The 19,054-nt window shown below is 65.7% G+C and carries 18 protein-coding genes; 4 read left to right on the forward strand and 14 right to left on the reverse strand.

The window, feature by feature from the left end; genetic code table 11:
• Positions 1–38 precede the first annotated feature (38 nt).
• Positions 39–1,163 (forward strand): ISAs1 family transposase, encoded by a 1,125-nt coding sequence (locus tag AC1PPK_RS25145; RefSeq protein WP_481113589.1) that lies wholly within the window; start codon positions 39–41, stop codon positions 1,161–1,163.
• Positions 1,164–1,609: 446 nt separating this feature from the next.
• Positions 1,610–1,978 (forward strand): hypothetical protein, encoded by a 369-nt coding sequence (locus AC1PPK_RS25150; RefSeq protein WP_481115702.1) that lies wholly within the window; start codon positions 1,610–1,612, stop codon positions 1,976–1,978.
• 195 nt (positions 1,979–2,173) lie between these two features.
• Here the strand turns inward: AC1PPK_RS25150 and AC1PPK_RS25155 are convergent, their stop codons facing one another.
• The 7 genes from AC1PPK_RS25155 to eat all read right to left on the reverse strand — a co-directional run bounded on the left by AC1PPK_RS25155 (position 2,174) and on the right by eat (position 8,913).
• On the reverse strand, positions 2,174–2,683 hold the full coding sequence (locus AC1PPK_RS25155; protein WP_481115703.1) for a DUF4279 domain-containing protein: 510 nt from the start codon (positions 2,681–2,683) through the stop codon (positions 2,174–2,176).
• A 112-nt stretch (positions 2,684–2,795) separates the two neighbouring features.
• The gene (locus AC1PPK_RS25160; RefSeq protein ID WP_481115704.1) at positions 2,796–3,158 is read right to left on the reverse strand and encodes a hypothetical protein; all 363 of its coding nucleotides are present in this window, start codon (positions 3,156–3,158) and stop codon (positions 2,796–2,798) included.
• A 455-nt stretch (positions 3,159–3,613) separates the two neighbouring features.
• Entirely contained in the window at positions 3,614–3,991 is a 378-nt protein-coding gene (locus tag AC1PPK_RS25165; protein ID WP_481115705.1) for a hypothetical protein, read from the reverse strand.
• A 371-nt stretch (positions 3,992–4,362) separates the two neighbouring features.
• On the reverse strand, positions 4,363–5,208 hold the full coding sequence (locus tag AC1PPK_RS25170; protein WP_481115706.1) for a TorF family putative porin: 846 nt from the start codon (positions 5,206–5,208) through the stop codon (positions 4,363–4,365).
• Between the two features lie 81 nt (positions 5,209–5,289).
• Positions 5,290–6,102 (reverse strand): ethanolamine ammonia-lyase subunit EutC, encoded by an 813-nt coding sequence (gene eutC / locus AC1PPK_RS25175; protein ID WP_481115707.1) that lies wholly within the window; start codon positions 6,100–6,102, stop codon positions 5,290–5,292.
• A 15-nt stretch (positions 6,103–6,117) separates the two neighbouring features.
• A complete protein-coding gene (locus tag AC1PPK_RS25180) occupies positions 6,118–7,500 on the reverse strand; it encodes an ethanolamine ammonia-lyase subunit EutB (protein ID WP_481115708.1) in 1,383 nt (460 codons plus the stop codon).
• 24 nt (positions 7,501–7,524) lie between these two features.
• Positions 7,525–8,913, reverse strand: coding sequence for an ethanolamine permease (gene eat / locus AC1PPK_RS25185; RefSeq protein ID WP_481115709.1), 1,389 nt, complete (start codon positions 8,911–8,913; stop codon positions 7,525–7,527).
• Between the two features lie 325 nt (positions 8,914–9,238).
• On the opposite strand from eat, the gene AC1PPK_RS25190 reads away from it, so the two are divergent.
• The gene (locus AC1PPK_RS25190; RefSeq protein ID WP_481115710.1) at positions 9,239–10,216 is read left to right on the forward strand and encodes a helix-turn-helix domain-containing protein; all 978 of its coding nucleotides are present in this window, start codon (positions 9,239–9,241) and stop codon (positions 10,214–10,216) included.
• Positions 10,217–10,281: 65 nt separating this feature from the next.
• Here AC1PPK_RS25190 and AC1PPK_RS25195 read toward each other — a convergent pair whose 3' ends face one another.
• The 7 genes from AC1PPK_RS25195 to AC1PPK_RS25225 all read right to left on the reverse strand — a co-directional run bounded on the left by AC1PPK_RS25195 (position 10,282) and on the right by AC1PPK_RS25225 (position 17,814).
• Complete coding sequence (locus tag AC1PPK_RS25195; RefSeq protein WP_481115711.1) at positions 10,282–10,884, reverse strand: phage tail protein; 603 nt, start codon at positions 10,882–10,884, stop codon at positions 10,282–10,284.
• A 27-nt stretch (positions 10,885–10,911) separates the two neighbouring features.
• Positions 10,912–11,628: a PEP-CTERM sorting domain-containing protein gene (locus AC1PPK_RS25200; RefSeq protein WP_481115712.1), complete on the reverse strand. Its 717-nt coding sequence runs from the start codon at positions 11,626–11,628 to the stop codon at positions 10,912–10,914.
• 78 nt (positions 11,629–11,706) lie between these two features.
• Positions 11,707–12,264 (reverse strand): hypothetical protein, encoded by a 558-nt coding sequence (locus AC1PPK_RS25205; protein ID WP_481115713.1) that lies wholly within the window; start codon positions 12,262–12,264, stop codon positions 11,707–11,709.
• Between the two features lie 256 nt (positions 12,265–12,520).
• On the reverse strand, positions 12,521–13,603 hold the full coding sequence (aroG, locus tag AC1PPK_RS25210; RefSeq protein ID WP_481115714.1) for a 3-deoxy-7-phosphoheptulonate synthase AroG: 1,083 nt from the start codon (positions 13,601–13,603) through the stop codon (positions 12,521–12,523).
• 73 nt (positions 13,604–13,676) lie between these two features.
• Positions 13,677–15,551, reverse strand: a complete 1,875-nt coding sequence (locus AC1PPK_RS25215) for a potassium transporter Kup (RefSeq protein ID WP_481115715.1) — start codon at positions 15,549–15,551, stop codon at positions 13,677–13,679.
• Positions 15,552–15,589: 38 nt separating this feature from the next.
• A complete protein-coding gene (locus AC1PPK_RS25220; RefSeq protein WP_481115716.1) occupies positions 15,590–16,276 on the reverse strand; it encodes a response regulator in 687 nt (228 codons plus the stop codon).
• Positions 16,273–17,814, reverse strand: a complete 1,542-nt coding sequence (locus AC1PPK_RS25225; RefSeq protein WP_481115717.1) for a DUF4118 domain-containing protein — start codon at positions 17,812–17,814, stop codon at positions 16,273–16,275. Before AC1PPK_RS25225 ends, AC1PPK_RS25220 begins: the two co-directional genes overlap by 4 nt.
• Before the next feature lie 138 nt (positions 17,815–17,952).
• On the opposite strand from AC1PPK_RS25225, the gene AC1PPK_RS25230 reads away from it, so the two are divergent.
• Entirely contained in the window at positions 17,953–19,047 is a 1,095-nt protein-coding gene (locus AC1PPK_RS25230) for a PA0069 family radical SAM protein (protein ID WP_481115718.1), read from the forward strand.
• Positions 19,048–19,054: the final 7 nt, after the last annotated feature.

Here is a 19,054-nt window from a genome sequence, read left to right on the forward strand (position 1 = left end):
GCCCAAATTGTGTAGTTTCCTGCCTTTTTGGGCATCCGATGAAAATGGGAAACGTCATGCCGCTGACGCAGGTATTCGTCTCGATCTCCGACCCGCGCAGTGCGCGCCATACCCGCCATGACCTGGCCGAATTGCTGACGGTGGCGGTCTGTGCGGTGCTCTCGGGCGTGGACGACTTCGTCGACATCGAGTTGTGGGCCGAAGCCAAGCTCGACTGGTTGCGCGGGTTCATCGCGCTTGAGCACGGCATCCCGTCTCACGACACGATGGGGCGCGTGTTCGGCATGATTGCCCCCGACGAGTTCGAATCCGCCTTCCGACGCTGGGTCGGCATGGTGGTGCCCGCATTGGCCGAAGAGACGGTTGTCGCCATCGACGGCAAGACCAGCCGGCGCACGGGCAGCAAGACGAAAGCCGAGGCCGCTCCGCTGCATCTGGTCAGCGCGTTCGCCGCCGGCATGGGCGTTGTATTGGGCCAGATGGCCACCGACGAGAAGTCCAACGAGATCACCGCCATTCCGGAACTGCTCGCCAGGCTGGCACTCGAGGGCTGCGTGGTGACGATCGATGCGATGGGAACGCAGACAAAGATCGCGCGCACGATTCGCGAACGGGGCGCCCACTACGTGCTGTGCGTGAAGGAGAACCATCCGAATCTGTACGATTCGATCCTGTTCGCCGGCCTCGATCCCCGAGCCCCCCTAAGGCCCCATTCCACACACGAAACCACGACCCAGGATCACGGGCGCATCGAAGTACGCCGATGCCGGGCTTATGAGGGCGTCGGCCGGCTCTACCAGAGCGACGCCTGGCAGGATCTGGCCAGCTTTGCGGTGCTCGAACGCGAGCGCACGGTCGGTGGCCACACCAGCACCGAGCGCCTCTTCTACATCAGCAGTCTGCCCGCCGATGCCGAGCGCATTGCACGGGCCGTGCGCAGTCACTGGGAGGTGGAGAATCGGCTTCACTGGTGTTTGGATGTGCAGTTCAACGAGGATCAGTCACGCGTACGCAGCGGCTACGCCGCCAACAACCTGGCCATCGTCCGCCACATCGTCATGAACCTGCTGCGACTCGATACGACGCGCAAGGCCAGCATCAAGTCCAAGCGCATGCTCGCAGCCACTGTCGATGCGTTTCGCGCCCAGCTGCTGGGGGTATGACGTTAAGGTGCGATTGCCCTGGGCAGAGGTGCGCCAACTGAAGACTGCGGGATGTCCCTAAGGCTCACGACTGAATCGCGCTCTGTAACCGTATAAGCACCGCCAGTTTTACCGGGGCTGCCATTTGCGCGAAATTGGAACGGGAGCTTGAGCATTGCTAACCGAGTAACTGTTTTAGGTTGGAACTGATGAGCGGCAGCTTCTGGCCGACAACTGACTGATGCCGCCTGCTTGCGGTATCGAAGGACAGGTGCCGACCCATTGCCGCCGTTGAGCTGCGAGGAAAGCGCGCGCTCAACGTGAAATTGAGCGGACGCCGTAGGCGGTCCACTCGAATGACTACAAAAGGACTTCCCCCACCCACCTGGTGGGCTTGCCACCCGGCATCCAAGTGCCAAGATTGAATTGCTTAAGCTCAATCTGAAACGGCGAGGAGGGAAGTCAAAATGGATACTACGACTGTTGGTGTGGATCTGGCAAAGAACGTCTTCGTGGCCTGTGTGGCAGACTGCACCGGTCGGATCGTGGAACGGCGGGAGTTCAACCGATCGGGCTTTATGACTTGGCTCAGCACGCTGCCGACGGGCTCTGTGATCGGTATGGAAGCGTGTGGCAGCGCCCACCACTGGGGCCGCACGGCACAGCGTCTGGGCCTGGCACCGCGCCTGATGGCTGCCGAGTTCGTCCGCCTCTATCGCAAGCGCCAGTCGGTCAAGAACGACAGGGCTGATGCTGAGGCCATCCTCGTTGCCCTTCTGTCGCCCGGCATGCGCTTCATCCCGGTCAAAACCGAGGTCCAGCAGGCGAACGATTGAGGCCTGCTGTTGCGGTTAGTCGCGTGGCCCCGGGCAAGCCTCGATCAAGGCCGATTAGAGAGAGGCAGTCTGTCTGTCCGATCCGTTGCGTGTGTGCAGGCGTCAGGAAACAAAAGCAGGTCGGCAGGAAAGGAAAACCGGCCTGGCGGCCGGTCATTAGAAAATGGTGCTTGACGGGGAAGTCCTTAGAACTGGTTAGGCTTGTTCATCGGTGCTTTCCCCAGTGAAGTAAGCGTCAAAGTTGAGCGCTAGTCCTCGATCTGCGACGCTAGCAACAACCTGCGGGGATAGCGAAAATTCCCTATTCCAATTCTTCGCATAGCCGACGAGGGCAAGACGCCCGCTCCATCTTTCACTAAGCTTTCGCCATACCGGTGCCGGTGCTTGGCAAGTTGAGAAGAACATCAGAATTGCGTCGGAAATTGTTCCGTCTGTCACCGGGATTTTGAGCGCCCATTTTCCGTAATCGTCTATTCGCGTGCGCCCGCTGCGGCCATTGCCAATAGGATGCTTTTCTCCCGCGTTCCATGCGTAGGTAGGTGTTAGGCCGAGATCAGAAGAAATCACTTCTCGATCGAGAAGGTCATCGAAAAACTCAACGTAGAACGAGCATTCGTCAAATTGACCTCCAAGCTCACAAATGTGCTCCAAGTCTTCTTCGCGCGGAGGAATGATCTCTATACCATTTGCGTCAAATGCGGGCATAAGGGCCTAGCGTGCAGCTTGAGCCGACGCCGGAGCGCGTAGCGCGGAGGGAACCCAAAAGCGTAGCTTTTGGGCGGTCGGCTCGAAGCGTTTGTTAGGCGCTAGGTTTTTACTAGACTGGTTTAGGAGCGCTACAGAAAGGCCCATTGTCGTAACCCATTGAAATAACATTTAGTATTTGTTGAACAGAATACTCTAATTCGTCTTGATTGCAGCGGTATTGATTAATGGTTCCATATTTTGTGTAGTTAGAACGATTGAAACCTTCTTCAATATCGTTATACCAGACGACCATCTCGCCAATAACTGCAACCACCCAGAAACCACCGCCTTGATCGCCCCATGGGGGCAAAGCCCACTTCTCGGGGGTTATAGAAATAAACTCCCATAGTTTTTCTTGAGTGGCATCCATTCGGCTACGTGCCAAATTAATTTGGTCCCAAAGTTCATCAGAAGAGATCGGTTTCCAATCCATAGAGGCGCCTACTTTGTTTTAGGGCGACGGTTCTGCTGCATAAAATCGGAATGCCAGATCACATGTTCTGCAAGTTACTGTTTAGAAGCATGAGCCATGCAAAATGCAACACAAAAAACAGGAAAAGCGGCAGCCCTCGGCATAGTGGATTGCTCCAGCCATGTGACACATAGGCGTATAGCATACCGTTCCGCCCGCATCGCCGCTATCTGGATCGGATGACGATCGGCCGCTCCTGGCCGGGCGTTGTCCTCAGCCGATTCCCTCTCGATCATCCTCTCTGGCCGAAACGCTCCCTCCCTCTACAGCCCAAATCATCCTCCGACGCCCACTACCGCACTATGCACCACGTCACTCGCATATCCGGTCTCCCACGCCCCACCCGCACAAACAGAAAGGCCCAGCATTTCGCCGGGCCTTTCCTCATTCACTGAGCGCTCAACAACAACCGAGCCTCACGCCGTGCTGGGTACATCCTTCCCAGCCCGTGTCGGGGTGCGCCGCCGGTCGGATTTCTTCTTCAGTCCCAGCGCCGCTACCTGATCCGAATCCGGGCCGAACTGGGCTTTGACCTGGCTTTTGACGCCGAGGATGGCGTCGTGGAAGTCGCGTTCGATGGCGTCCATCGCGTCGCGGGCGGCGGCGAGGGCGTTCTGGGCGTGGATCTCGGTTTCCTGGGCCTTGCGCAGGGCGTCGTGCAGACGGCCGACGGCGTCGAGGGAATAGTCCTGGTTGACCGGCGTGTAGCCGATGATGCCCTTGAGGCCGACGAAGGCGTCGATGTCGGCCTGGACGGTTTGCGGTGGGATGCGGGTGTTCAGAACGGTTGCCATGGATTCTCCTGTCGATGAATGCGAAGAAGCGGAGTGCCGCCGCGATATATTACATTCGCATTACCGCGGCACAATCCATGACATGGAGATTTTTTGAAAAATCCCTGCGCAGCCCACAGTGGGCTCTTTCGGGGCGGAGCGTGGACGGACATTGGGGCGCCGAGGAAGACCTTCGGCGCCCCAATGTTGATGTTGCAGCGCTGCGCGCTCTACGTGCACGGCCCGTACTTGATCGTGCACGGGTGCACGATCACCGTGCACCGACCGTAGTTCATCGTGCACGCGCCAATGTTGAGCGTGCACGGCTCAAAGTTGATCGTGCACCGGTGCACGTTGATCTCACAGCGGTGCACGGTGAGCGTGCACGCCTGTTAGAAGGACTTTGCGATGCTGACGAAGAACTTCTTCCTGGCGATGTCGGAGTACGAGGTGGTGTCGCTCAGGCTGAGGAAGTGCTTGTAGGCGTTGGGTTCGCTGGAGGCGGAGTAGAAGGCGCCGGCGCTCCAGCCGTCGGGCAGGCTGCGGGTGATGCCGAGCTTGTAGTAGTTGATGTCGAGGCCGGTGGAATTGGCGATGACCTGGCGGCCGATCTGGCCGCTGAGGTTCCAGCCTTCGGCCACGTCGCGAGCGGCGTTGAGTTCGTAGAAGTAGGAGCCGCGGGTGCTGCCGGTGACGCCGGCGTTGGCGTCGCCGTAGAAGCCGCCGTTCACCGGGGAGTTGTTGGTGCTCCAGCCGAAGTATTCGGTGAGGGTGCGGCCGGTCTTGAAGCTGAGCCAGTCGTAGCTCACCGACACATAGGCTTCGGCGGTGTTGAGGCTGTTGGAGCGGTTGTAGCCGTCGAAGGCCGAGTCGTGCCAGTTGGCGCCCGGGTAGGTGTAGTAGATCAGGCCCACGTCGTAGCCGACCGCCTCAGTCACCTTGCCGCGGAAGCCGCCGTAGAAGTCCATCTCCACCGCGGCGCCGGGCAGCCAGTGGTCGGACACGTTGGACGCGGCGAAGCCGGCGTAGGCGCCGGAGGCGTGGTCGGCTTCGACGCTGAACTGCAGGGCCGGCTTGCCCCAGCTCTGGGACTGGCCGCGGAAGATGTAGTCGCTGACGAAGCTGACGCTGACCGGCACCGTCCACGCGGATTCGCCGTCGGCGGCCGTGGCGGGAAGGGCGGTGGCCAGGGCGAGGGGAAGCGCGGTACGCAGGGCGCGATGGGTTGCTGCGGGCATGACGATTTCCTTGAAGTGAATCAATAGGGGGTAAGACGAAACGGGTTACGGCGCTGCCCCGGCACAGGGCCGCGCGGGGGTTCAGGCGGGCGGCGCGGCGGCCAGCACGGGCGGATCGGCGTCGCCTGCCAGCAGTGCGTGGCCGTCGCTGTCGTCCTTCAGGTCCACGCCGCTGCGGCCGAGGCGGCGCGCGCCGGCGATCAGGAAGGCCAGCTTGCGGGCGGCCTCCGCGTAGGGCAGCCCTTCGGGCCGCACGTTGGAGATGCAGTTGCGGTTGGCGTCGGTGAGGCCGGGACGCGGGTGGGCGGTGAGGTAGAGGCCCAGGCTGTCCGGCGACGACAGGCCCGGCCGCTCGCCGATCATCATCACCAGTTGCTCGGCGCCGAGGATGTGGCCGATCTCGTCGCCCAGCGCAACGCGGGCCTGGGTGGCGACGACCACCGGCAGCGTCCGCAGCTCGGGAAAGTAGGGCAGCAGCGCTTCCAGCAAGAGTTGCGCGTGGCTGCGGGTGGCCAGTGACGACAAGCCGTCGGCCACCACGATGGCCAGCTTGGGCGCCGCCGGCCACATTCCCGGCGCCTGCCGCGCGAGGGCCTCCGCGCTGTCCGGCGCGAGGCGGCGGCCCCAGTCGGGGCGACGCAGATACACGCCGCGGTCGGCCGCCTGGCTGTGCACGGCGAGGGTGTTGAAGCCGGCCTCGTGCAGTTCGCCCTGCAGGGCCTGCACGTCCAGCGCCTGGTGCACCGCATCACGGGCCTGGGCGTGGGCGGTGCCGAAGCGCAACACCTCGCGGGTCGGCAGGCTGACGCCGCTGCGCCCAAGGGCGACCCGCGCGCGGGTCAGGCTTTGCAGGCGCAGCCAGGGGTCGGGGGTGACGATGGTGGGTTTGCTCATGATGGGCCCTCCTCCTTACAGCCGGCCGGCCAGGGCCAGCAGCGGTTGGGTGTCGCCCTGGGGCAGCAGTTCGCCTTGGTAGTCGGCGATGCCCATGCGTTCCAGCCAGTCCTCGAATTCCGGTGCGCGACGGCGGTCGAGCACGCGGCGCAGGTAGAGGGCGTCGTGGAAGGACGTGCTCTGGTAGTTGAGCATGATGTCGTCGGCCCCGGGCACGCCGATGATGAAGTTGATGCCGGCCACGCCGAGCAGGGTCAGCAGGGTGTCCATGTCGTCCTGGTCGGCCTCGGCATGGTTGGTGTAGCAGATGTCGCAGCCCATCGGCAGGCCGAGCAGCTTGCCGCAGAAGTGGTCCTCCAGCCCGGCGCGGATGATCTGCTTGCCGTCGTAGAGGTATTCCGGGCCGATGAAGCCGACCACGGTGTTCACCAGCAAAGGCTGGTAGCGCCGCGCCAGCCCATAGGCGCGGGCTTCGAGGGTCTGCTGGTCGGCGCCGTGGTGGGCGTTGGCGGAGAGGGCGCTGCCCTGCCCGGTCTCGAAGTACATCACGTTGTTGCCGACGCTGCCGCGCCCAAGCTGGCGGGCCGCCCTGTTGGCCTCGTCGAGCAGCGCGGCCGTCACGCCGAAGCTGCGGTTCACCGCCTCGGTGCCACCGATGGACTGGAACACCAGGTCCACCGGCGCGCCCTTGTCGATGGCGCGGAGGGTGTTGGTGACGTGGGTCAGCACACAGCTCTGGGTCGGCACGTCGTACTGCTCGCGGAACTCGTCGATCAGCCGCAGCAGCGCGGTGATCGCCGGCAGGCTGTCGGTGGCCGGGTTGATGCCGATCACCGCGTCGCCAACGCCGTAGAGCAGGCCGTCGAGCATGGAGGCGGCAATGCCCTTCGGGTCGTCGGTCGGGTGGTTGGGCTGCAGGCGCACCGCCAGCCGGCCGGGCAGGCCGAGTGTGTTGCGGAAGCGTGTCACCACGCAGCACTTGGCAGCCACCAGGATCAGGTCCTGGTTGCGCATCAGTTTGCTCACCGCGGCGACCATCTCGGGCATCAGGCCCGGCGCCAGGGCCTGCAGGCTGTCCGCGTCGGCGGCGTCGGACAGCAGCCAGTCGCGGAACTCGCCCACCGTCAGGCCCGCCACCGGCGCGAAGGCCAGCGCGTCGTGGTCGTCGAGGATGATGCGGGTGACTTCATCGTCCTCGTAGGGCACCACGGCTTCCTGCAGGAAGCGCGCGAGGGGCACGTCGGCCAGCGCGATGCGGGCCGCCATGCGCTCCTCTTCCGTGGCCGCCGCCACGCCGGCCAGCATGTCGCCGGAGCGGGCCGGGCTGGCCTTGGCGAGGAGGTTCTTCAGGTCGCCGAAGGCGTAGCGGCGCAGGCCTAGGGTGCAGGTGTAGCTCATGGTCGAAGACTCCGGACGCGTGCCTTACTCGGCCTCGGCGGCCAGCGCCGCGATGGGGGCCGCTTCACGCTGCTTGTGGGTGAGCTGGAAGTAGCCGTAGCCGAGGGCCAGGATCAGCACGAAGACACCGGCCAGCAGCGGGTTGAACCAGGCCACCGTGGCCAGGCAGATCAACGCGCCGGCCAGCGCGATGGCCGGGAACAGCGGGTAGAACGGGGCCTTGTAGGGCCGGGCCAGGCGCGGCTCGGTGGCGCGCAGCTTGAACAGCGCGGCCATGCTGAGGGCGTACATCAGGAGGGCGCCGAAGACCGACATGGTGACAATGTTGGCGGTGAGGCTCTGGCCGCCGAAGGACAGCCATTCGTCGCTGAAGATCGCCGCGATGCCCACCACGCCGCCGCCGAGGATGGCCCGGTGCGGGGTCTTGAAGCGCGGATGGACCTTGCCGAACCAGCCCGGCAGGTAGCCGGAGCGGGCCTGGGCGTAGATCTGGCGGGAGTAGCCGAGGATGATGCCGTGGAAGGAGGCGACCAGGCCGAACAGGCCCAGCCACACCAGCATGTGCAGCCAGCCGCTGGATTCGCCGACCATGGTCTTCATGGCCTGGGGCAGCGGATCGTTAATGTTGGCGAGCTTGGTCCAGTCGCCCACGCCACCGGCAAACACCATCACGCTGACCGCCAGCACCACCAGGGTCAGGATGCCACCGGTGTAGGCGATGGGGATGGAGCGCTTGGGGTCCTTGGCTTCTTCGGCGGCCATGGCCACGCCTTCAATGGCGAGGAAGAACCAGATTGCGAAGGGGATCGCCGCGAAGATGCCGGGGATCGCCGCCAGGGAGAAGCTGTCCGCGCCGCTCCAGCCGCCCTTGGCGAAGTTGTCCATCGAGAAGCCCGGCGCCACCACGCCCATGAAGACCAGCAGCTCGAAGATGGCGAGCAGCGTGACGAACAGTTCGAAGGTGGCGGCGATGGTCACGCCGACGATGTTGAGGCCCATGAAGACAATATAGGCGCCAGTCGCCGCAATCTTAGGATCGAGGGACGGGAACTGCACGTTGAGGTAGGCGCCGATGGCCAGCGCGATGGCCGGCGGTGCGAAGACGAACTCGATCAGCGTGGCCATGCCGGCCAGGTAGCCGCCGGTGGGGCCGAAGGCGTGGTAGCTGTAGGCGAAGGGGCCGCCGGCGTGGGGGATGCTGGCGGTCAGCTCGGTGAAGCTGAAGATGAAGGTGCCGTACATGATGGCCACCATGATGGTGGTGACCAGGAAGCCGAGGGTGCCGGCCGAGGCCCAGCCGAAGCTCCAGCCGAAGTACTCGCCGGAGATCACCAGCCCGACGGCGATGCCCCACAACTGCCAGGTGCCAAGGGTCGCCGCCAGTGCGGGCGAGGACTGCTTTGTTGCGCTCATGATTCACTCCTAAGGGGTCGATGGGTGAATCGTGGATCAGCGGGCGGGGTGACACGTAGCAAGTTTCAGCACCGCAATAGCAAGATTCGGCACAACTGCAATACACCTGCAACACGCCGCCCAAAACGCGCACCAGCCCTGTGCCAACCCCTGCTGCAATGCACCAACCGGGGGGCCGACGGGGCTTTGCCCACGCGCCTGCGGCACGCCAGCGGCGCCCCCTGCCCTACCCTGCACCAGCAGTGACAAGCCCCTCCGGCAAGGAAGATGCCAGCGGTACGCGGCTTGCTTCGCAGCATCCATGACTCATCCGCAGGACACCCCCATGCCCCTCTTCCCCGCCGCCCCGTCCGACCGCGTCCGTCCCCTGCGCCGCGTCACGCGGTCGCGGGATGCGGACGAGCAGGCCCACAACCTGTCCCAGTGGGATCAGCGCTACGACCAGCTGTCGCCGGGCCACTTCGAGGGCAGCGTGACGGAGCTGTGGCTGCCCAAGACCCAGGTCTTCGTGGAGAGCGCCAACCGCCAGCTGCGCCAGACCTGCGCCGCCTGGCCGCGTTCGGTGTGGTTCGGCATTCCGGCCGCGCACGACGGCATGATGGCGATGGGCGGCAAGGCGCTGGCGTCGCAGGCGGTGTGCGTGCGCGACGGCGGCGCCGAGTTCGACCTGATCACCGCGCCGGACTTCAACCTGTTCGGCATCGTGGTGGACCGGCTGGCCTTTGCGGATTATCTGGAGAACAGCGTCCATCAGGATCTGGACCGTCTGCTGCAACAGGGCGACGTGCGCAACCTGGCCCCCGGCCACAAGGAGGCCTTGTGCGCGACGCTGGCCGGCATCCTCGCCGACGCGGAGGGCCCGACGGCCAGCCAGGGCTATACCGCGGAAGAACTGCAACTGCGCATCTTCGACGCGCTGGCGGCGATGCTCACCGGCCAGCACAGCCAGCCGGCCACGGCGAGCCGCACGCGCCTGCAGCATCAGCAGCTGGTGGACAAGCTGCGCCGCTTCGTCCTCGACCACCCCGAGCAGCCGCCCGCGATTCCCGACCTGTGCGCCCACCTGCACGTCAGCCGGCGGGCGCTGCAGAACTGCGTCGAGGACATCACCGGCCTGCCGCCGCTGGCCTACATGCGCAGCCTGCGCCTCAACGAGGTGCGCCGCGAGCTGCGCTACGGCGAAGGCCGCCGGCCGATATCGAGCGTGGCCTACGACTGGGGTTTCACCCACATGAGCCAGTTCGCGCGGGACTACAAGCGGATGTTCGGCGAGCTACCGTCCGAGTCGGCCCGCCAGGGCTGAGCGCCGCCCATGGAGAAACGGCACCCTGCGGCGCCGTTCGGGCGGCGGTCGCGCGGTCGAGACGCCTAGTTCCGCGACGGGAAGATACCCTCCAGGGCGATGAAACACTTCACCACCAGGTAGGGCTGCATGTTGGAGAAGGGCGTACCGCTGCCGGTCGCACTGGAAGTGGTGGCCGCCATCGGCAGCGCCGGGCCGCTGGCGGTGTACAGCGTGGTGCGCGCCTTGGAGGCCGGCATCGCGCCGGCCGGCGACACTGCAGTGGCATCGGCGCCGCTGCCCAGCGGTGCGACCTGGTGGGTGTGCGGAGGCAGGTTCGACACGGTCAGGGTCTGGTTTTCCGTGCCGGCGACCTCTCCCTGATCCCGGTTGCTGAGGCCAGGCCCCTGGCCGGCGTGGATCAACACACGGCCGCGCATGTCGGGCAGCGCAAAGGTCGTACGGCCATCTCCGCCATACATGGTGCCGAGCAGGGAGAACAGGGCGGTGTTCTGGGAAATGGCCATCAGCTGTCCGTTCAGCTCGGCCCAGCCGCGCGGTGCGAAGTTGAAGCCGGCGCACATGATCTGGCCGATGAAGGGCTCCGCCTGGGCCGAGGCGCCGGTGGCGAAACCTCCCAGGCTGGCGATGACGGCGGTGGCGAGGAGGCCGTGGGTCAATTTCTTCATGATCATCTCCTTGGGGTGGATCGTGAATCAACTGCGGGCGCGACGCACACGCAGTAAGGCGGCACCAATCGCGGTAGCCGCCAGCAACAGGGAGCCCGGCTCCGGCACGGTGTTTCCGCCGTTGCGGGTACTGGCGAGCGTGACGTCATCCACGGTCACCGGGATCACGCCCGAGCCGTCGCCCACGGTCAGCGTGGCGCTGCTGAAGGTGCTGCCGTCGTCGGTGGCGAAGCCGAGGAAGAAGGCGTAATCGCCATTGCCGCTGGTGAGATAGTCGATGGACGAGATAGCGAGGGTTGCGCCATCGACGGTGAGGGTCACCGCCCCGGCCTGGATGTCCAGCAGGTCTCGCCCGCCCACCACGTAGAGACCGAAGCCCTGCACCGGGGACAGGAAGCTGAAAACCAGCGCGTCGCCGGACTCGAAGGCGGTATCCGGGTTGTCGAGGCCGAGGTAATGGGTGCCGGAGGTGGTCCAGAACACACTCCCTACGGTCGGCTGGTTGAAACCGGAACTGACGCTGCCGGCGGTCAGACCGACGGTAAAGCCTGAGCCGGCCGGCCCGCTGCCCGGCGGGTAGCTGGTGCCCGGCGCGATACCGTCGAAGTCGGTGGTGGTGGCGGTGAGGCCGGCGATGGCGGCATTGAAGTTGCCCTGGGTCTGGTAGGTGGCGAGGGCGGCAAGCGCCGGGGCACTGACGCTGACGGCCATCGCAAGGGCGACGCCACGCAGGAGACGGGGCAAGCATGGAGATGACGAATTCAGACGCATATTCCCTCCTTGGCTGGATTCAGCTTGGCAACCGGCGGTGGCGATCGACCGTCAGCGGCCGAAATTGCATACGGTGTTCTGGGCTTTGTTGTTCCTTACGCTTTGGTAAATCATCGATGGCAGGCGCGGCGTGCCATTGCCGAGCCGCAAGGTCAGGGATTCGGTGAGCGCCTCGTCGGCGCTGCCGGCCACATAGCGCACGGCCTGAAAGCCGGGCTGGCCAGGCAGGCTGGCGTCTTCCACGTTCATGAGCGGGCGACCGTCGGCGCTGTAGGCAGTCGCGCCGAGGGGGATGGAGATTTCCCTGTCCTGGATGGTGAGGCGCAGCTCGGCCGGCTCCACATCCACCTTGAGGGAACAGTCGTAGCCGCTGGTGCTGCGGCCGACATAGGTACCCACCGCGCAGGAAATGCCCAGCTGTTCCTGGCCACCGGCGGTATTGAGGTGCTTGCTGATGCGCCCGAGACAATCGGACAGGGCCGGCAGATCGGCGACGGCGACCTTGCGGAGGGCCTGCTCGCTGTCGCGCTGATCGGGCGACGTACCGCCACCGCACCCGGACAGGGGCGAAGCCAGCATCAGCACGATGAACAGCAGCAGGAAGCGCACGGCATTCACACTCGCGAGAAAGGCCGGGCCAGCGGCCGGTTTCGATGCGGACCGTCGTCTGCGAGGGGTTTAGCAATTAACCTACCAATCCGGGTAGTGAGTTTTAATTGCTTGATTCCTAAGCCGTTGATGCGCTGCGCCGACGGTCTGGCGGGGGGGCTGCTCGGGCGGTGTAAAGATTCCCGACAAAGTGTGCGGCATGCAAAAAAGAAACGGCGCCTCGCGGCGCCGTCGGAAAGTGCGGTCAGAACAGGACTTATTCGGGCACGGCGCGCTGCACACGGCGCTGGCGCACGGCGTCGGCCAGCACGTCGAGGACGATGAGGCTGTCTTCCCAGCCGATGCAGGCGTCGGTGATGCTCTTGCCGTATTCCAGCTCGACGCCGGGCTTGAGGTCCTGGCGGCCTTCCTTGAGATGGGATTCGACCATCACGCCGATGATGCGGTCGTCGCCGGCGGCCATCTGGCCACCCACGTCGCGGGCCACGTCCACCTGGCGCTTGTGCTGCTTGCTGCTGTTGGCGTGGGAGAAGTCGATCATCAGCTTGCCGGTGACGCCGGAGGCGGCCAGTTCCTTGCAGGCGGCGTTGACGCTGGCGGCGTCGTAGTTGGGGCCCTTGCCGCCGCGCAGGATGAGGTGGCAGTCCTCGTTGCCGGTGGTGCTGACGATGGCGGAATGGCCGGCCTTGGTGACGGACAGGAAGTGGTGCGGCGACTGGGCGGCCTTGATGGCGTCCACGGCGATGCGGATGTTGCCGTCGGTGCCGTTCTTGAAGCCCACCGGGCAGGACAGGCCGGAGGCCAGCTCGCGGTGCACCTGGCTCTCGGTGGTGCGTGCGCCGATGGCGCCCCAGGCGATGAGGTCGGCCACGTATTGCGGCGTGATCATGTCGAGGAACTCGGTGGCGGCCGGCAGGCCGAGGTCGTTGACGTCGGACAGCAGCTTGCGGGCAAGGCGCAGGCCGTCGTTGATGCGGAAACTGCCGTCGAGCTGCGGGTCGTTGATGAGGCCCTTCCAGCCCACGGTGGTGCGGGGCTTCTCGAAATAGACGCGCATCACCACCAGCAGGTCGTTCTTGAGGCGCTCGGCCTCGGCCTGCAGGCGACGGGCGTATTCCATCGCCGCATCGGTGTCGTGGATCGAACAGGGGCCGATGACGACCAGCAGGCGGTCGTCGGCGCCGAACAGGATGCGGTGGATCGCGCTGCGCGCCTCAAAGGCCGTTTCCGCAGCCTTCGGCGAAGCGGGGAATTCCCGCAGCACATGGGCGGGCGGGGCGAGTTCCTTGATCTCCTTGATCCGGACATCGTCGATATGGGCTTTCGAGGCGGAATGCATGGTGAATCCTGTCGGCTGCTTGATATGAACCGTCGATTCTAGCCGATGCACCCGTCCGGAAGCCATGGCGGCCTTACAGCATGACCTGAGTGCCCAGTTCCACCACCTGGTTGGCCGGTAGCTTGAAGTAGCTGGCGGCGCCTTCGGACTGGCGCATCATCCAGGCGAACAGGCCGCAGCGCCAACGCGGCATGGCCCCCGGGCCGTCCACAATGCGGGCACGGGCGACGAAGTAGGTGGTGGTCATTTCCTCCAGTTCGAGACCGTATTTGGCGGCAAGGGCCAGCGCAGCGGGGAGGTCGGGCTCCTCGCGGAAGCCGAAACGCGCATCGACGTTGTAGAGGCCCGGCGCCAGCTGGGTGACGGCCACCCGCTCGGCATCGTCTACCCGCGGGATACCTTCATTGACCACGTGCAGGAAGATGATGCGCTCGTGCATCACCTTGTAGTGCTTGAGGTTGTGGAACAGCGCGCTGGGCACCAGGCTCGGTTCCGACGTGAGATACACGGCGGTGCCGAAGACCCGCGGCACGTCGGGCAGCGGGCCGCGCACGAAGCCGGCCATCGGCACGTCGATCTTGCAGCGCTGGTTGGCGAGCAGCAGGCTGCCCTCCTTCCAGGTGGTGAGCAGCAGGAAGATCGTCGCGCCGAGGGCCATCGGCATCCAGCCGCCCTCGCCAAGCTTGGTGAGGTTGGAGCTGAAGAACAGGAGCTCCAGGAGACCAAACAGCGCCAGCGCGGCGAGCAGGCCGACGCGGACGCGGCCCTCGGCCATCAGCAGGATGAAGGCGGTAAGCAGCGTGGTGATGATCATGGTGCCCGACACGGCGATGCCGTAGGCCGCCGCCAGTGCACCGGAGGAGCGGAACTGCAGCACCAGCACGATGACCGCCACCAGCATCAGCCAATTGACGCTGGGGATGTAGATTTGCCCCTTCTCGGTGTCGGAGGTGTGCAGGATGCGCAGGCGCGGCAGGTAGCCCAGGCGGCCGGCCTGGAGTGTCATGGAATAGGCGCCGGTGATGGTGGCCTGGGAGGCGATCACCGTGGCAATGGTGGCGAGGCCGACCAGCGGCAGCAGGAACCAGTCCGGTGCGAGCAGGTAGAAGGGGTTCTCGATGGCCACCGGCGAACGCAGCACCAGGGCGCCCTGGCCGAAGTAGTTGAGCACCAGCGACGGCCACACCAGGCCATACCAGGCGAGGCGCACCGGCCGCGCGCCAAAGTGGCCCATGTCGGCGTACAAGGCCTCGCCGCCGGTCAGCGACAGGAACACCGCCGACAGCAGGATGAAGGCGGTGTGAGGCCGCTCGATGGCGAACTGGAGGGCGTAGCGCGGATCGATGGCGCGCAGCACCTCGGGGGTCTGCAGGATGCTGCCGACGCCGAGGGCGCCGAGGGCCAGGAACCACACCACGGTGATCGGCCCGAAGAACTGTCCGACCCGGCCGGTGCCGTGCTTCTGGATCATGAACAGGCCGACCAGGATACCGACGGTGATCGGCACCACGTAGTGCTCGAACTGCGGGGTGGCGACGCTGAGACCTTCCACCGCCGACAGCACCGAGATGGCTGGGGTGATGATGGCGTCGCCGTAGAACAGCGCGGCGGCGAAGATGCCGCAGCCTACCGCGATCATCGCCCAACGCGGCCGGTGGGAGGCCCGCTGGGCCAGCGCGGTGAGGGCCAGCACGCCCCCCTCCCCTTCGTTGTCGAAGCGCAACACGACCCACACGTACTTGATCGAGACGATCAGCAGGCCGGCCCAGAAGAAGGCCGACAGCGCGGCCAGCACATTGACCTCGGAGGGGTCGATACCGTGGGGGCCGGTGAAGGCTTCCTTGAAGGCATACAGCGGACTGGTGCCGATGTCGCCATAGACCACGCCCAACGCAGCGAGGGCGAGGCCAACCAGGCCGGAACGGGAATGACTGTCGGTTTGGCTCATGCAGGACTCCGGAAGGACTGAAGCGGTGGCCGCGGGTTTCAGAGCTGGAAGCGGTAACCCACTCCAGTTTCGGTCAGAAAATGACGGGGCTGCGCCGGATCGCTCTCCAGTTTGTGGCGCAGGTGCCCGACATAGATTCGCAGGTAATGGTTACTGTCGGTGGAGGCTGTGCCCCACACCTCGCGCAGCAGCTGGCGGTGAGTCATCACCTGACCGGCGTGGGCAATCAGCACGGCGAGCAGGCGGTATTCGATGGGCGTCAGCTTGACCGCCTCTCCTCTGCGGCTGACCAGACGGCGGGAGAAATCCACTTCCACGTCGCCGAAGCCGACCTGTGCCGCCTCGGCCTCCGCATGGGTGCGCCCACGCCGCAGCAGCGCGCGCACGCGGGCCTGCAGCTCACCGATGGAAAAGGGCTTGGTCAGATAATCGTCGGCGCCGGCGTCGAGTACGTCGATCTTGTCGTGCTCGGTGGAGCGGGCCGACAGCACCAGCACCGGCGCCGACGACCAGCTGCGGAAGTCCTGCACGAAGTGGGCACCGTCGGTATCCGGCAGGCCGAGGTCGAGGATCACCAGCTCGGGCCGGCCGTTGCCAGCCTCGATCAGGGCCTGGCGGCAGTTGTCCGCCTCCTGCACCCGATAGCCCTCGACCTCCAGCGCCGAACGCACGACGCGGCGGATCTGGCGTTCGTCCTCGACGACAAGTATCCGCGGACCGCTCATGACAACACTCCTGATTCCAGCGCCTCGACATCAATGGCCGGCGGCGTGCCGAGGGGCAGCGTGAAGGCCACGCAGCCGCCACCCGCAGGCGGATTGAAGGCGCGGATGGTGCCACCGTGGGCTTCGACGATGCTGCGGCAGATGGCCAGGCCGAGCCCCATACCGGCCACCGGCCCTTCGCTGCCGCCGCGCTCGAACGGCTCGAAGACCCGCTCCAGGCGGTCCGGCGGGAAGCCGTCGCCGCCGCTCCTCACCTGCACTTCGAGCAGGTCGGCGCCGGCACGGGCACTCGCATGGACCGGCGTATCCGGCGGCGCGTACTTGGCCGCGTTCTCGAACAGGTTGCAGAAGACCCGCTCCAGCAGCACTGCGTCGAACTGCACCAGCGGCAGTTCGCCAAGGCCGCTGGTGCGCACCGGGTGGCGGGCCATCGCCGGGCCCAGCAGCTGCAGGCTGGAGCCGACCACCTCCTCGATGGACTGCCAGTCCTTGCGCAGGCTGACGCGGCCGCTCTGCAGGCGGGCCATGTCGAGCAGCTTGTCCACCATGCCGTTTACGCGCAGGGCTTGCTCGCGGATCGCCGCCGCCAGTTCGCGCGCCTCATCCGGCAAGGGCTGGCGCAGCAGTGCCAGGGAATCGGCCATGCCGTAGAGGGCGGTCAGCGGCGTGCGCACGTCGTGGGACAGGGCCGACAGGATGGAGCTGCGCAGCCGCTCGGACTCCGCCTCAAGCTGCGCCGACTGGGCTGCGGCAACAAAATGCAGGCGCTCCACCGCGGTCGCCGCCAGCGAAGTGAGGGCCTCCAATAGCGGCAGCTCGTCGATCGCGTCCTCCGCCAGCGAGACGATCAGCACGCCGCACACCTCACCGGCCCCGGCCAGAGGCAGGAAATGGCGGCGCCGACCGGGCCGCTCGGACGCCCCCGACTCGATGACGCGGCCGCTGTCGAGCACCATGCGGCCGATCTGCATGTCCAGCGTGCCGAGCGTGCCGGCTGCGAGGCTTTCCGCCTGCGGGGCACCGTCGCCATCGGGCAATAGCAGCCACGCGCCCGCCCCCAGCTGTTTGCCGATGAAATCCCGCAGCGCCCGGTCCACCTCGCCGGGCTGGCGCACGCCGGCCAGACGCTTGGCGAGGTCGTACAGCGCACGGACGATGCGCTCCCGGCGGCCCGCGTCATAGGCCTGGCGGCGCTGGCCGGCGGTCAGCTGGCCGATCAGCAACGACACCGCCAGCATCACCACGAAGGTCACCAGATACTGGCTATGGCTGATCGCCAATGAAAAGCGTGGTGGCACGAAGAAGAAATCGAACAGCGCCACGCTGGCGAAGGACGTGAGCACCGCCGGCCCACGCCCAAGGCGGCTGGCCACCAGCACGACAGCCAGCAGGAAGATCATCACCGCGTTGGCCAGGTCGAGCACATCGCGCAGCAGCAAGGCCACGCCCAGCGCCAGCATGCAGGCGAGCACAGCCAGCAGGTAACGGAAGCGCACCGATTGCGATTCGAACAGCAAGCGGCCGAAGGGTACGGGCATGGGTCGCGGCGCCGGTCGGGACGCCCGAAGGGAACACGGAGCAAATTGTTGCACCGCCCACATAAAAAAGGCGTAAACGCATTAGTCGGCAAAATCGGAGTGACTGGATATACTGTGATTTTATACACATTCATTCTGATGAAGCCTGCCCCACCCCGCGGACGCGGCAGCCGCCTGAACCCGGACAACCGCTTCGCCGCCTGGCGGCGCGACGGTTTCGATGACGGCTGGGAAGGCTCCGCCAGCGCTGCCGACGACGACGCGGCCCTGTCCAAGAGCCCCGCAACAACGCTGATCCTTGACCAGGCCAAGTCGGTGATCACGCGCAACAGCTCGCCGGATGTACCCTTCAACCAGTCGGTCAATCCGTACAAAGGTTGTGAGCACGGTTGCGCATACTGCTTCGCGCGACCGACCCACGCCTACCTGGGCCTGTCGCCGGGGTTGGATTTCGAGACCAAGATTGTGTGGAAGCCCGACGCGCCGGCCGTGCTGCGCCGCGAGCTGGCTGCCCCCGGCTACCGCTGCGAGCCGATCGCACTGGGCATCAACACCGACGGCTGGCAGCCGGTCGAGCGCCGCCTTGGCCTGACCCGCCAGTTGCTGGAGATCCTCGCCGAGACGCGGCACCCGGTGTCCATCGTCACCAAGTCGGCGCTGATCGAACGCGACGTGGATCTGCTCGCCGACATGGCGCGGGACGACCTGGTGCACGTGATGTTCTCGATCACCACCCTCGACCCGACCCTGGCCCGCAAGCTGGAGCCCCGCGCAGCGACGCCTGCCCGGCGCCTGGCGGCGATGGAGCGCCTGCACGCAGCTGGGGTGCCGGTCGGCACGCTCTTTGCGCCGCTGATCCCGGCCATCAACGACCACGAGATGGAAGCGGTGCTCGAAGCCGCCAACGCAGCCGGCAGCGATACTGCCGGCTACGCGCTGCTGCGCCTTCCCTACGAATTGAAGGATCTGTTCGCAGACTGGCTGGACAGCCATTTCCCGGATCGGGCCCGGCACGTGATGAGCCTGCTGCGCCAGCTTCGCGGCGGTGAACTGTACGACACGCGCTTCGGCCACCGCATGCGCGGCCAGGGCGTCTTCGCCGATCTCTACAGCCAGCGCCTGCAGCGGCTGGTCGAAAGGCTGGGGCTCAACCGTTCGCGGCGGCGCCTCAACACGGCGGCCTTCCGGCCGCCGGCACGGCCCGCCGATGAGCGGCAGTTACAGCTTTTCTGAAAGGGGA

It is taken from the genome of Zoogloea sp. JDB1, assembly GCF_056724025.1.

Bases quoted from the DNA above. Each gene is read 5' to 3' on its own strand.
- AC1PPK_RS25215 (WP_481115715.1), bottom strand. From the start codon at position 15,551: ATGAGCCAAACCGACAGTCATTCCCGTTCCGGCCTGGTTGGCCTCGCC.
- eat (WP_481115709.1), bottom strand. From the start codon at position 8,913: ATGAGCGCAACAAAGCAGTCCTCGCCCGCACTGGCGGCGACCCTTGGC.
- AC1PPK_RS25165 (WP_481115705.1), bottom strand. From the start codon at position 3,991: ATGGCAACCGTTCTGAACACCCGCATCCCACCGCAAACCGTCCAGGCC.
- AC1PPK_RS25170 (WP_481115706.1), bottom strand. From the start codon at position 5,208: ATGCCCGCAGCAACCCATCGCGCCCTGCGTACCGCGCTTCCCCTCGCC.
- AC1PPK_RS25145 (WP_481113589.1), top strand. From the start codon at position 39: ATGAAAATGGGAAACGTCATGCCGCTGACGCAGGTATTCGTCTCGATC.
- AC1PPK_RS25230 (WP_481115718.1), top strand. From the start codon at position 17,953: ATGAAGCCTGCCCCACCCCGCGGACGCGGCAGCCGCCTGAACCCGGAC.
- AC1PPK_RS25150 (WP_481115702.1), top strand. From the start codon at position 1,610: ATGGATACTACGACTGTTGGTGTGGATCTGGCAAAGAACGTCTTCGTG.
- AC1PPK_RS25225 (WP_481115717.1), bottom strand. From the start codon at position 17,814: ATGCCCGTACCCTTCGGCCGCTTGCTGTTCGAATCGCAATCGGTGCGC.
- eutC (WP_481115707.1), bottom strand. From the start codon at position 6,102: ATGAGCAAACCCACCATCGTCACCCCCGACCCCTGGCTGCGCCTGCAA.
- AC1PPK_RS25220 (WP_481115716.1), bottom strand. From the start codon at position 16,276: ATGAGCGGTCCGCGGATACTTGTCGTCGAGGACGAACGCCAGATCCGC.
- AC1PPK_RS25195 (WP_481115711.1), bottom strand. From the start codon at position 10,884: ATGAAGAAATTGACCCACGGCCTCCTCGCCACCGCCGTCATCGCCAGC.
- AC1PPK_RS25160 (WP_481115704.1), bottom strand. From the start codon at position 3,158: ATGGATTGGAAACCGATCTCTTCTGATGAACTTTGGGACCAAATTAAT.
- AC1PPK_RS25190 (WP_481115710.1), top strand. From the start codon at position 9,239: ATGCCCCTCTTCCCCGCCGCCCCGTCCGACCGCGTCCGTCCCCTGCGC.
- AC1PPK_RS25180 (WP_481115708.1), bottom strand. From the start codon at position 7,500: ATGAGCTACACCTGCACCCTAGGCCTGCGCCGCTACGCCTTCGGCGAC.
- AC1PPK_RS25155 (WP_481115703.1), bottom strand. From the start codon at position 2,683: ATGCCCGCATTTGACGCAAATGGTATAGAGATCATTCCTCCGCGCGAA.
- aroG (WP_481115714.1), bottom strand. From the start codon at position 13,603: ATGCATTCCGCCTCGAAAGCCCATATCGACGATGTCCGGATCAAGGAG.